Below are 13067 nucleotides of genomic sequence, written 5' to 3'. Positions count from 1 at the left end.
CGCATTCAGAAGTAAATCTTACATGAGAAACTACGCCCGTGACCATGATTTAATTAAAGGAGAGGAATAAGCATGGCACAAGGAACTAACTATAAAGTAGCTTTCAGAAGAAGAAGACAAGGTAAAACTGATTACGCAGCTAGAATGAAATTAGTCGATTATGACAAATCTCGTTTAGTTGTCAGAGTATCTAACGCTCACGCAACTGTTCAAGTTATCAATTATGCTCCTGAAGGAGACGTCACTGTTGCTTCCGCAGTAAGTAAACAATTAGCTAGCTATGGTTACTTAGGTGCTACTGGAAATCTCTCAGCATTCTACTTAACAGCATACTTATGTGCTAAAAGGGCTTTAGCAGCAGGTGTTGAAAACGCAATCTTAGACATTGGTTTAAAATCACCAATCAAAGGATCCAAAATCTTCGCAGCTTTAAAAGGTGCTGTAGATGCAGGTTTAGAAGTTCCTCACGGTGACTTCATTTTCCCAGAAGATGAACGTATCAGAGGAGAACACATTGCTGACTATGCTGAATCTTTAGATGCTGAAGAAGTTGCTAAAAAATTCTCAAAGTACTTTGAAAGAGGTCTTAATCCTAAAGATTTACCTGAAAACTTTGATGAAACTATTAAGAATATTGATGAGGCAGAGGAATAACTATGAGTTTTAATATTGATGAATGGGAACCTAAAACTAAAATGGGTAAATTAGTTAAAGATGGAACCATTACTGATATCGATGAAATCTTTGAAAAAGGTCTTCCAATTATGGAACTAGAAATAGTCGATGCCTTAATTCCAGATTTAGAAGAAGAAGTAATGGATGTTAACTTAGTTCAAAGGATGCATAAATCTGGTAGAAAAGTTAATTTCAGAGTAATTGTTGCTGTAGGTAACAAGAATGGTTACGTAGGATTAGGCCAAGGTAAAGCTAAAGAGGTCGGTCCTGCTATTAGAAAAGCTGTGGACAACGCTAAATACAACCTCATTAAAGTAAGAAGAGGTTGTGGAGATTGGGGTTGTGTTTGTGGAAGAGAACACACCGTACCTTTCAAAGTGCAAGGTAAAACCAGTAGTGTAAGCGTTACCTTAATGCCAGCTCCTGCAGGTGTAGGTTTAGTAGTTGGTGACGTGGGTAAAACTATCTTAAAACTCGCTGGTATTAAAGATGTATGGTCTCAAACTTTCGGTCAAACTCAAACCACAGTTAACTTTGCTAATGCTGTATTTGATGCTTTAAAAGAATTAAGTAACGTTAAAGCAACTCAAGAAGATCTCAAGAAAATGGGAGTTAACTACTAAATGGTGATATCATGTTTTTAGTTATTAGAGTAAGAGGAACTACCGGTGTTATCCAAAATATCGCTGACACCTTAGACATGTTAAGACTTAACAGAATCAGCCATGCAGTATTAGTCGAAGAAAATCCTAGCTACGAAGGAATGCTCCAAAAGGCTAAGGATTACATCACTTGGGGAGAAGTCGACGCTGAATTTGTAGCAGCTATGATTGCTAAAAGGGGAAGACTTCCGGGTAATGTGAAAGTTACCGACGAGTATGTGGCTGAAAATACTGATTATGATAATATTGAAGCATTAGCTAAAGCTGTAGTTGAATCTAAAGTTAAATTAGCTGATGTAGGAATCAAACCTGTATTCCGTTTACACCCTCCAAGAAAAGGTTACGAAGACATCCGTTTATCTGTAAAAGAAGGTGGATCTTTAGGTTACAGGGGAGAAGAAATTAAAGATCTTGGAAAAAGAATGCTTTAAACCAGGTGTTATTTATGATTAGAACAAAACGTAAAATCAACAAACAAAGAGGTTCTAGATCCAACGGTGGAGGATGTACCAAAAAACGTAGAGGTGCAGGTAACAAAGGTGGAAAAGGTAAAGCAGGTATGGGTAAACAACACTGGACCTGGACTGTAATCCACGACCCAAACCACTTCGGTAAACATGGATTCAAAAGACCTCAAAAAATGATTAAAAAAATCAATGCTGTTAACTTAAACTATTTAGAAGAACATGCTGATGATTTAATCGCAAGCGGAAAAGCATCCAAAGATGGAGATGCAATTGTTATAGATGTTACTGAATTAGGTTATGATAAAGTTTTAGCAAAAGGAAAAATCACTAAAGCTTACAAGATTTCAGCACCTCAATTTTCAGCAACAGCTATCGAAAAAATTGAAGAATTAGGAGGAGAAGCTATATTATTATAGCTTTACTCCTTAACTAGGGGATAAAATGTCATCATTAGAAGTTTTAGAACCAATCTTTAAATTTATTCCAGAAGTAAAATCTCCTGTTCACAGGGAAGATTTCAATGAAAAGCTTAAATGGACTGGATTAGTTTTAATAATCTATTTCCTTTTAACTCAAATTCCATTATACGGTTTAGCTCCAGGAGCAATCGACAGTTTTGCTCAATTAAGGGCTGTAATGGCTGGAAGTTTTGGTTCCATTCTTACATTAGGTATTGGTCCGATTGTTACTGCTTCTATTGTATTACAATTATTAGTCGGTTCAAATCTTTTAGATTTGGATCTTTCATCCCATAAGGATAAATCTCATTTCCAAGCTACTCAAAAAGTATTATCAATTGTTTTCACAATATTTGAGGCAAGTGTTTTAGTACTTACTGGAAATTTAGTCCCTATTGATGGTTCATACACATTCTTATTAATCGTCCAACTTGTTATTGGTGCATTAGTAATCATTTACCTTGATGAAGTTGTATCCAAATGGGGATTCGGTAGTGGTATTGGTTTGTTCATTGCTGCAGGTGTATGTCAAGCAATTATGGTGGGTACCTTCAGTATCTTACCTGGAACTGATGGTTTACTCGCAGGTATTATTCCGAAATTCATCCAACAAGCTACAATGGGAATGCCTGACTTCTCAATATTGATTCCATTGATTGCAACTATCATTGTATTCTTAGTTGTATTGTATGGTGAATCAATGAGGGTTGAAATTCCTATTTCTCACGGTAGTGTAAGAGGACACGGAAGAATCAGAGGATCTGTTGGTAAATATCCATTGAAATTCGTTTACTCAAGTAACATGCCAGTTATTTTGACCAGTGCATTGCTTGTTAACGTAACTTTATTCGCTAATGTTTTCCAAAAGATTGGTGTGCCAATCCTAGGTCATATCGATAAGGGAAAACCTGTTGATGGAATTGCATGGTTATTATCTACACCTAGTTTGCAAAACTTTATTACTGAACCGATTCATGTTTTAATATATGCAATATTCTTCATTGCATGTTGTATGTTATTCTCATACTTATGGGTTGAAATCAGTGGTTTAAATGCTAAAAAGATTTCTGAACAGTTATACAATTCAGGTATTCAGATACCAGGGTTCAGAAGTAGTAAACGTCAATTATATAAGATTTTGAAAAAATACATTCCTGCACTTACCCTTATAAGTGGTATTTATGTAGGTCTTATTGCTTTCCTTGCGGATTTAACCGGTGCTTTAGGTGGAGGTACAGGTGTATTGCTTACCGTGGGTATTCTTCACAAGTTATATGAAGAAATGGCTGAAGAGCAACTCATGTCAGCAAATCCAATTCTCAGGAAAGTTTTAGGAGGAGATTAAATCTTCTCTTATTTTCTCTTTTAAAAGTGAGGGATTAAAATGAAATTAGTAGTATTAACTGGTATTCCAGGTTCTGGAAGTACAACTTTACTAGGTAAAGCATTAGATGAAGTTGATTATGTCCACTTAAACTATGGGGATATAATGACTGAAATTGCAATTCAGGAAAAAATTGTAAATGATAGGGACGCTTTAAGGAAATTGCCTGCTGAAACACAAAAACAAATTCAAGCTAAAGCAGCTAAAGAAATCAAAGCAAGGTCTGAAAAGGATAATGTTATTGTTGATACTCATTGTACCATCAACACTCCAATGGGATTCTTGCCTGGACTTCCAATTTGGGTTTTAGAAGAATTGCAACCAGATCAATTTATTTTAATCGAAGCAAATCCTGATGAGATTATTTACAGAAGATTAAATGATGATACTCGTGAGAGAGATGTCCAAAAAGTTAAAGAAATTGATTTACACCAACAAATGAACAGGGCTACCTCAATGGCTTATGCTACTTTAACAGGCGCTACTGTTAAGATTGTTGAAAATCATGATAATCATTTAGATTCTTCAGTTAAAAAATTAGTGAATGTATTGAAATTATAGGGGTATTATTATGGCTGATCCAATGGGAATGGTTTATGGTGCTTTGAATTCAATTTTCAATCCGATTTTAGCTATGGATCCTAATCCTGCTAACCCTGCATTGACAGTATTGATTATTGCATTCTTTGTTTCATTAATTACAACAATTGCTAACAAGTACCTGGTTGACCAGGATGAGATGAATGCGATTCAGGAAAGAAACAAGGCTTATCAAAAGGAATTACGTGATGCTCAGAAAAGAGGCGACGGCAAGAAAATGGCCGAGCTTCAAGCTAAGCAGTCTGAAATGATGAAAGATCAGTCTGCTATGATGTCCAATCAGTTCAAGCCTATGATTGTAACTTTTGTTCCAATTATTTTGATATTCTTTTGGATGAGAAGTTCTGCTATCAGCAGTCTGGTTGTGACACTGCCGACTACTGTTTATTGGATTACTTTAACACCATTCTGGCATGCCCTTGGCGGTATTATTTATGGTGGTAAGGCTACTATTCCATTTGGTATCGGTTGGTTATTATGGTATATGATTTGTACTTTTGGTATGAGTCAGATTCTAAGAAAATTCTTAGGATTTAAACAAGGGTTCTAAAATAACCCTTTTTCACATACATTTATTAATAATGAGAAAGATATATTATAGTATTCTATTTTGAATACGCTATTACACAATTATTTCATAATTTATTTAAAAATTAATTTAAGGTGATTAAATGCCTGCAAATAGGTTTAGATCAAGATCATATAAAAGAGTTCATAAAAACACTCCCGGTGGGGAAAATGTTTTAAGATATAAAAAGAAAAAACCATCTAAGCATGTTTGTGCTGAGTGTGGTGCAGTCTTACATGGAGTTCCTCGTGGACGTCCATATGAAATTGGAAAATTATCAAAAACAGCTAAAAGACCTAACCGTCCATTCGGTGGTTACTTATGTTCAAGCTGTGCTCGTAAGCATTTCAAACAAGAGGCTAGAAAATAATGATAATTACTATCGGCGGATTGGCGGGTACAGGAACAACAACCACTGCTGAGTTGCTCTCAGAAAAGTTGGACATCCCATATATTTCTGCAGGTTTCATATTCAGGGAAATGGCTGCTGAAAGGGGTATGAGTGTTCTTGAATTCAGTGAATTTGCTGAAGGTAATGATGATATTGATAAAGAAATTGACAAGAGGCAAGCTCAAAAGGCTAGGGAAGCAGAAAACCTAATCGTTGAAGGAAGATTATCCGCATACTTTGTTGATAATGCTGATTTGAGATTATGGTTGGTTACTCCATTTGATGTTCGCTCCAAAAGGATATCCGAAAGGGAGGAGAAGTCTGTTGATGTGGCCAAGGAGGAGATTATCACTCGTGAAGAGAGCGAAGCCTTAAGGTACATGGAAATCCACAATATTGACATTGGCAATATGGATATCTATGACTTGATTATAAATACTGATACCTTTGATCCTGAAAGAGTATCAGAAATCATTATTCAAACATTAAAGGTGATATAAATGGCATCAATCGAAGTAGGTAGAGTATGTGTTAAAACTGCTGGTAGAGAAGCAGGCGAAAAATGCGCAATCGTTGAAATTATCGATGAAAACTTTGTAGAAGTTATTGGTGAAGCTGTTAAAAACAGAAGATGTAACATCGCTCACTTAGAACCAACCGAAGATTCTATCGATGTTTCCGGTGATGCAGAATCTATCAAAGCAGCTTTAGCTGACTTATAAATTCAATGAATAATTGACAAAAAATTATTCATAACTTTTTTTATTTACTATTTTTTTAAAGGGTTTTTTTCATGAAATTCAATATGGTTAAGAAATCTCAAAGTTTCACCAGTTCTGAATTCGGCTGCAAGCCTGAAGACCGTGAAATCAACGATTATATTTCTCATGGCGTAATCAACCTTGACAAGCCTTCAGGACCGACATCTCATGAAATCGACTCTTGGGTTAAACGTATTTTAAACCTTGAAAAAACCGGTCACGGAGGAACATTGGACCCTAAGGTAACTGGAATCTTGCCAGTGGGTTTGAATGACGCCACCCGTGCAATACAATTATTGTTAACTGCTCCAAAGGAATACGTGTGCTTGCTGACTTTCCATCAGGATGTTCCTGAGGATAGGATTCGCGAAGTCTTTGCAGAGTTCACAGGCAAAATTTTCCAATTGCCGCCTGTTAAAAGTGCGGTTAAGCGTGAAATGAGAACACGTAACATCTATTATTCAACAATATATGAAATAGAGGGTCGTGACGTTTTGTTCAGGATCGGCTGTGAGGCCGGAACATATGTCAGGACTTACTGCCATAATATCGGTGAGGCATTGGGTGTTGGAGCTCATATGGCTGAGCTTAGAAGAACACAAGTCGGCTCATTCAATGAGAAAAACAATCTGGTGACCCTGCAGGACGTTACAGACGCGTACCATTTCTGGAAGGAGGATGATGATGAGTCATTCCTGCGCCAGGCAATAATGCCTATGGAGCGTGCGGCCGATTACCTTCCTAAAATAGTCATTAAGGATTCTGCTGTTGATGCGGTTTGCCATGGTGCGGACCTTGCAAATGGTGGCATCGTTGAATTGGCGGACAATATTCAGAAAAACGATATTGTTGCAATACTGACTCTCAAGGGAGAGCTGGTTGGTGCGGGCAATTCATTGATGACTTCCAATGAGATTTTGGAAGCTGATTCTGGTTTTGCAGTTAACGTCAATAAGGTATTCATGAAACCGGATACCTATCCAAGATTCTGGTAATATCAAATCTTATTCCATTTTTTGACAATAAGATTTATATGTTATCATTTGATTAATTATTAAATGTTGAACAAAATAATTATATTGGAGGCAAATTATTCTTAATAATAAAATATTAATGTCATTGTTTTTAGTTTTAGTTCTGTTTTCTTCACTATGCGCCATTCATGCAAGTGATGTCAACCAGACAATCCCAGACACTTTAGATTCTAATGAGAATATTCTTCTTAACTCAGAAAATCAAACAGTTGTTGCTGCTGAAGATTCAGACAGTTTAGGGGATGATTCGATTGAATTAATTAAGAATAATACTGAAATCTCATCACAATCCTCAAGCATATCCTATAAGGGGTCATATAATGTGGTTCTGAAGGACTCCAATTCTTCAGCGGCCATTTCAAACAAAACAATTAATTTTATCATAAACAACGTTAACTATAATGCTTCAACTGATGATAATGGTGTTGCAAGGCTCAATTTGGATTTGAACCCTGGAAAATATTCCGTCAATGCCGTTTTTGAGGGCGATGATGAATACTTCAATTCCACTTTCTCCACCACTGTTGAAATAAAGTCTCCAATCAATGCAAACAGCGTGACAAAGTACTATAAGGCATCCGTCCCATTCACTGCACAGTTTTTCAACACTGACGGCAATGCATTGGCCAACCGGTGGGTCACCGTCACTGTCAATGGCAAATCCCATTCAGTAAAAACCAACGCAAGAGGTGTTGCAAGCTTGCAGGTTAATCTGAAGCCCGGAAGCTATAATGTTGTCTCAACAGACCCGGTTACAGGATATCGCGTAACCACATCATTCACAATACTGTCCACTATTGCGCCGGCATCAAAGCTCAAGAAGGTTCAGGGTGAAACATTCTACGTCAAGTTCCTCAAGAGCAATGGCAAGCCTTTGGCCAAGAAAAAGGTAAAAGTCAAGTTCCGGGGCAAGACGTATAAGAAGAAAACCAATTCCAACGGTGTTGTGGGATTATCCTTGAAGAAAGTCAAGAAGGGCACATATAATGTGGCATGCTATAACCTGGATGGATTGTCAAAGACATTCAAGATTAAAGTTTACAGCAAAAAGGCATCAACTAAACTGACTGGAAACTCCTATACCTTCCTGCCAGGTCACAAGAGGGCGGTTCAGGTTAAACTGTCCACTGCACTGGGAGACAGTTCCAATTCCGGCAGGGTTGTTAAGGTCAAGATTGCGGGCAAGACCTACTCTAAAAAAACCGACGGCAATGGTGTTGCTAGTTTTGACCTGTCCTCTGTTAAGAAGGGAATCCATGCCATGCAGTATAGCTTTGGAGGGAATAAGTATTTCAAGGCCTCCAAACTCACACGGACAGTTAAGATATATGACACTGTACAGACTGCTCTGACGGTTAAAAGCACCACTCATTTCGGTCATGGTGCGGGCACATCGTTCAAGCTGGCCTACACTGCAGGCGGAGTTCCACTGTCCGGCAAGGATGTCACCATAAATGTTGCGGGAAGGTCTTACATTGAAACCACCGACAGCAAGGGTATGGTATCCATACCGATCAATCTTGCAATCGGCGATTATGTGGTTGATTATAGTTCAGATGGAGGGTCTGGCTTTGCAGGCACTTCAGGCTCCTGCGACATTGATGTTTTCCAGAGAGGGCCGTCCAAGGTTATATGGAAATGCGGCAGTTCATACAAGGACAATTCCCAAACGTTCAAGGTACGGGTGACTGATGGAAATGGCAAGGCCACTTCAGGGGGTGTTGCGGTGTTGACCATTGACGGTGAACAGTACACTTCATCAGTGTCCTCCAAGGGTTATGCGACATTCAAGACAAGTGTGGATATCGGAAAATATAAAGTCACGGTCAATTTTAATGGTAACAATGATCTTCTTGAAGGTTCCTCATCCAAATCCGTCACCGTCAAGCTTTCCAAGTACGGCAAGGGGATAAATGAGAAGCATGCAAAGGCCTTGAAGGCATATCTCAAGTCATCCAGCCACTGTAAGGTTGGATCCAAGGCCATCAAGAAACTGGTCAAGTCATTGACTAAGGGATTGACAAGCAAGACTGACAAGGCAAAGGCCATATTCAATTATGTTAGGGACACATTGGGCTACAGTTATTACTATAACACTAAATACGGTGCCTCAACCACATTGAAGCTTAAGAGGGGTAACTGTGTTGACCATTCACACTTATTGGTTTCCATGTTCCGGACAGCTGGCTTGCATGCAAGGTATGTTCATGGAAGGTGTCATTTCACAAGCAGCGGTGATGTTACCGGTCACGTGTGGACCCAGGTCAAGATAGGCAAGACATGGGTATGTGGCGATGCGACTTCCTATAGGAACTCATTGGGTAAGATTAAGAACTGGAACACCAAGCATTACACTGTCCATGCAAGGTATGCTAGTTTACCGTTTTAAAAAAAAGATAAAAAAGGGGGAAAAGCTAGAATGCTCCTCCACCTCCACCACCAGATCCTCCTCCGAGGCCTCCGAAGCCACCGGAGTCTGATGATGAATTGATTGTTGAATTGCTTGTGTTGTATGCGCTTAGGAATATTCCGTATCCGCCATAGTAATGGTACATGAACAAACCGTCATCGTAATCTGGAATATTCGGCACCTGCAGTTTCATGGACTTGTAGACATTGTCAGCTACTCCAAGAGCCGCACCATAAATCAGGTACTTCCTCCAAACAACTATTGATTCCGGAGGGTGTTCTTCCATTAAACTGTTGTCCTTAAGGAACTTCTTGAAGTTTCTCCATTTGAGATAGTAGACCCTACCATTTTCAGTCCATCTTCCAAACCTGTCCTCTTCAAGACGCATTATCACTATTGAAAATATCACTAAAAATATTCCTCCAGCCACTGCATAAATTCCGCTGTTCAGGCTGGTCATGACTCCAAGCGCTGCAATTATTACACCGAAAACCAATCCTACAATGGAGATAACTGATATGAAGGAAGACCCTGTATCGTCGAAGTATTCCTCAAGGTTGATCTCGTTTTTGACTGACTCCTCCCAATCTCCAATCCTGTCCACGAATGATTGTGCCTGTGATTCGGATGAGAATTTGCCGCTTAGCTGTGAGAGGTTCAGGGTATTGTCCTGTGAGAAATGGTGCAGTGTGTCAAACACTATCTTTTCGCTGTTGCTCAGTTCGCTTTTCATGTCATGATTGAATGTCAGGACCAGCTCATTGGTGTCAATGTCTGAATTGGCCTCCTTGAATATTTTAAAGGCCTTCCTGTCAATGAGATTCATTATCGAAGCTTCAAACCCTTTGATGTTCGGTGTTCCGATGTTTGTCTTATTGTCAATCAGTGCATTCACCACTTCCGGAGGGTCGCCTGTCGGCAATTCCCTTTCATAGATTCCATCATACATCACCTTAGGCTCCCTGCCGTATTTGAAGTAAATCAATATCGCGCCGATAGGGCTGATTATGGACAGCAATCCCAATATGAGATATGTTGTGTTCCAGAAATTCCTTCCGTTGACGCTGTCCTCAAGGTTCTTCATGATCATTTCCCTGCCGTTCTGATTCACATGCTTTGCATAGGTGGCATCATCGAAATCACTGATAGGCATCAAAACGAGCAGTTCGTAGAATTCGCCTTTAGGAATAAATGTTGTTTCTGCACTTATGGTGTCCCCTTTAATGGAGCTTGTGTAGTTGTACTCCTGCGGATTCAGGAAGTATTCATTGTTCTTGTCTCCAGGCAGCTTGACTAGGGCATAGATTTTTTCGACATCCACATCCCATTCCTCTCCCCAGAGCTTGTACTGCAGACCGCCCACATCGTTGAAGAGGGTGACCACTCCCTTCATGTCGTAGCTGATGAGGATTCTCACGTCGCAGTCTCTTATTCCTTTGGTATGTGCCTCATCGGAGTATAAGTATATTTTCAAATGCTTATATCCATCTTTGTCGCTTTCCTTAAGGACGGGATATGCTCCCTCCGCCCATATCTCAATGTTTTCAATGCTTTCTCCGGATTTCAGGGGAATGTCCCTGTAAACTCCATTGAATGCTCCGTCAAATGTATAATCATACGTTTCATCTACATGAAGCAGGCCGTTGCTTTCAACAGTCAGGTCTATGAATGCCTGAGGTATGCTATAGCTTCGGTCGTCATCCGCCGAAACCGTGCTGACCGCTGAAAACAGCAATAGTGCAAGTAGGATTATACAGAATGTTTTTTTAACATTCATATAATCTCCCCTGCCTAGAATTTAACTTCAGGAACTGCGGTTTCGCTTTCAGGTGTTTCGAAGTATGTTTCCTCTTTGAACCTGAAGAGTTTTGCAAGCATGCTGCTTGGGAATTGTTGGCAGGCATTGTTGTATTTGAGAACAACGTCATTGTAGAATTGCCTTGCATATGCGATCTTATCTTCAGTGTCGCTCAATTCGCTTTGCAATTGTTGGAAATTGCTGTTTGCCTTCAGGTCAGGGTAGTTTTCAGCAACCGCAAACAGTGTTTTCAGGGCGCCTGTCAGTTGGTTGTCAGCGGCGCTTGTTTCCTCAACGGTTGTTGCATTCATGACTCCGGTTCTGGCCTGGGTGACCTCTTCAAGAACGCCTTTCTCATGGCTTGCGTAGCCTTTCACTGTTTCGACAAGATTAGGTATCAGGTCGTTTCTTCTTTTAAGTTGAACGTCTATTTGCGCGTAACTGTTCTGTACGCGATTTCTAAGTCCAATAAGATTATTGTACATATGTATAAATGTCACTATGACAAAAATTACCAATATTACAAGTACTACTGTTAATAGGATATCCATTATATCACCTATTTAATAGTATATTAATATATAAAATATATTTTGTCATTTAACTTGAGGGTGCAACATTTTTTATAGGATTAAAATATAATTTATTATGTGGTTTTATTTTTTCGAAAATCATGGTTTTAACAAAACCTTTATATAGGTTAACATGAATATATTATTATATCATATTATTCTAGACAATATGATGTGCAAGTATTGCTGACTATTTTAATGCCGAGATAGTCTAGCCTGGTAAGGCGCGAGACTGGAAATCTCGTGGGCGTTCAGCCCTCCTGGGTTCAAATCCCAGTCTCGGCGTTTATTAGTTTTTAACTATATTTTTTTGAATTTATTACAAAAATACTTGTTAAACTGATATTTATTGCACTCTTAGCCAGCAGGCTAAGTTTATAACTGTTGAAAAAAACTGTGTTTTGAAATTCAAAACATTCGAATCTATATTTTACGTCTCGTAGGTTCGCTCTATAAATGGAGGTTATTTAATGGAAGACGAATTCAAACATTTAGTACGTATTTCAAGAAAGGACGTTAGTGGTGACAAAACCATTGAACAAGCTTTAACTGAAATCAAAGGTGTTGGAATCTCTTTATCTAAAACTATTTGTCGCGTATTAGACTTAGATTTAGAAGCTAAAATTGGATACATTGCTGACGAAGATGTTTTAAAAATTGAAGAAATTTTAGAAAATCCTTTAGACAACGGCATCCCAGCTTGGATGTTAAACAGAAGAGAGGATTATGAAACTGGTGACAACATTCACTTAATCGAATCAGATCTTGACATGATCTTAAGGGATGATTTGAACAGAATGAAAAAGACCAGAAGCTACAAAGGTAGAAGACACGAAGTTGGTTTACCTGTTAGAGGTCAAAGAACCAAATCTACTTTCAGAAAAAGTTCTTCAGTTGGTGTAAAACGTTCAAGAGGATAGGCAAGAACTTTTTTTATAACTTAAATTATTGAAATTCAATTTTATAAGGAGATGTTTTAATGGGACAACCTAGAAAATCAAGGAAAAAGTATAATACACCACCACATCCTTGGAATGCAGAAAGAATTAAAAATGAAAATAAATTAATGACTAAATACGGTTTAAAAAACAAAAAAGAAATTTGGAAAGCTGATACTTTAGTCAGAAGATACAGTAGGGAAGCAAGATACTTACTCGGTTTCGATACTGATCAAATGGTAAAGGAAAAATTACAATTATTAGGACACTTAGCTAGAACCGGTGTTTTGCCTGAAGGTGCAGCTCTTGAAGATATCCTTGACTTAAACGTGGAAGATATCTTAAGAAG

16 protein-coding genes and 1 tRNA gene are annotated in these 13067 nt (G+C 38.5%); 15 read left to right on the top strand and 2 right to left on the bottom strand.

What is annotated here, in order from left to right; translation table 11 throughout:
• Positions 1–72 precede the first annotated feature (72 nt).
• The 12 genes from QZU77_RS08780 (at position 73) to QZU77_RS08725 (ending at position 9389) form a co-directional block, all read left to right on the top strand.
• Positions 73–654 (top strand): 50S ribosomal protein L18, encoded by a 582-nt coding sequence (locus tag QZU77_RS08780; protein ID WP_295603186.1) that lies wholly within the window; start codon positions 73–75, stop codon positions 652–654.
• A gap of 2 nt (positions 655–656) precedes the next feature.
• Positions 657–1298 (top strand): 30S ribosomal protein S5, encoded by a 642-nt coding sequence (rpsE, locus tag QZU77_RS08775; protein WP_295603184.1) that lies wholly within the window; start codon positions 657–659, stop codon positions 1296–1298.
• Between the two features lie 11 nt (positions 1299–1309).
• Positions 1310–1768, top strand: a complete 459-nt coding sequence (gene rpmD, locus QZU77_RS08770; protein ID WP_295603182.1) for a 50S ribosomal protein L30 — start codon at positions 1310–1312, stop codon at positions 1766–1768.
• Between the two features lie 14 nt (positions 1769–1782).
• The gene (locus QZU77_RS08765) at positions 1783–2220 is read left to right on the top strand and encodes an uL15m family ribosomal protein (protein WP_295603180.1); all 438 of its coding nucleotides are present in this window, start codon (positions 1783–1785) and stop codon (positions 2218–2220) included.
• A 25-nt stretch (positions 2221–2245) separates the two neighbouring features.
• Positions 2246–3607, top strand: a complete 1362-nt coding sequence (gene secY / locus QZU77_RS08760) for a preprotein translocase subunit SecY (RefSeq protein ID WP_295603177.1) — start codon at positions 2246–2248, stop codon at positions 3605–3607.
• Between the two features lie 39 nt (positions 3608–3646).
• Complete coding sequence (locus QZU77_RS08755) at positions 3647–4207, top strand: adenylate kinase (protein WP_295603175.1); 561 nt, start codon at positions 3647–3649, stop codon at positions 4205–4207.
• A 10-nt stretch (positions 4208–4217) separates the two neighbouring features.
• Complete coding sequence (locus tag QZU77_RS08750) at positions 4218–4796, top strand: DUF106 domain-containing protein (protein WP_295603173.1); 579 nt, start codon at positions 4218–4220, stop codon at positions 4794–4796.
• A 121-nt stretch (positions 4797–4917) separates the two neighbouring features.
• Complete coding sequence (locus QZU77_RS08745; RefSeq protein ID WP_295603171.1) at positions 4918–5184, top strand: 50S ribosomal protein L34e; 267 nt, start codon at positions 4918–4920, stop codon at positions 5182–5184.
• Positions 5184–5705, top strand: coding sequence for a (d)CMP kinase (cmk, locus tag QZU77_RS08740; protein ID WP_295603169.1), 522 nt, complete (start codon positions 5184–5186; stop codon positions 5703–5705). Before QZU77_RS08745 ends, cmk begins: the two co-directional genes overlap by 1 nt.
• Entirely contained in the window at positions 5706–5927 is a 222-nt protein-coding gene (locus QZU77_RS08735; RefSeq protein ID WP_292753358.1) for a 50S ribosomal protein L14e, read from the top strand.
• A 71-nt stretch (positions 5928–5998) separates the two neighbouring features.
• Entirely contained in the window at positions 5999–6961 is a 963-nt protein-coding gene (locus QZU77_RS08730) for an RNA-guided pseudouridylation complex pseudouridine synthase subunit Cbf5 (protein ID WP_295603167.1), read from the top strand.
• A 118-nt stretch (positions 6962–7079) separates the two neighbouring features.
• Positions 7080–9389, top strand: coding sequence for a transglutaminase-like domain-containing protein (locus QZU77_RS08725; RefSeq protein ID WP_295603165.1), 2310 nt, complete (start codon positions 7080–7082; stop codon positions 9387–9389).
• A 25-nt stretch (positions 9390–9414) separates the two neighbouring features.
• Here QZU77_RS08725 and QZU77_RS08720 read toward each other — a convergent pair whose 3' ends face one another.
• Both QZU77_RS08720 and QZU77_RS08715 read right to left on the bottom strand, forming a co-directional pair.
• Positions 9415–11187, bottom strand: a complete 1773-nt coding sequence (locus QZU77_RS08720; RefSeq protein WP_295603163.1) for a DUF2207 domain-containing protein — start codon at positions 11185–11187, stop codon at positions 9415–9417.
• Positions 11188–11201: 14 nt separating this feature from the next.
• Positions 11202–11759 (bottom strand): LemA family protein, encoded by a 558-nt coding sequence (locus tag QZU77_RS08715; RefSeq protein WP_295603160.1) that lies wholly within the window; start codon positions 11757–11759, stop codon positions 11202–11204.
• Between the two features lie 221 nt (positions 11760–11980).
• Between QZU77_RS08715 and QZU77_RS08710 the strand changes: the two genes are divergently transcribed.
• From QZU77_RS08710 to rpsD, 3 genes are all read left to right on the top strand, one after another.
• Positions 11981–12065: transfer RNA gene (locus tag QZU77_RS08710), tRNA-Ser, on the top strand.
• A 185-nt stretch (positions 12066–12250) separates the two neighbouring features.
• A complete protein-coding gene (locus QZU77_RS08705; RefSeq protein WP_295603158.1) occupies positions 12251–12700 on the top strand; it encodes a 30S ribosomal protein S13 in 450 nt (149 codons plus the stop codon).
• A gap of 59 nt (positions 12701–12759) precedes the next feature.
• Positions 12760–13067: 30S ribosomal protein S4 (rpsD, locus tag QZU77_RS08700; protein ID WP_295603156.1), on the top strand; the 308-nt coding region annotated here is incomplete at its 3' end.

Source organism: uncultured Methanobrevibacter sp., assembly GCF_902774605.1.
Taxonomy (GTDB): domain Archaea; phylum Methanobacteriota; class Methanobacteria; order Methanobacteriales; family Methanobacteriaceae; genus Methanocatella.
The sequence above is the reverse complement of the archived record's forward strand: the minus strand, read 5'-3'. Positions and strand labels throughout refer to the sequence as shown.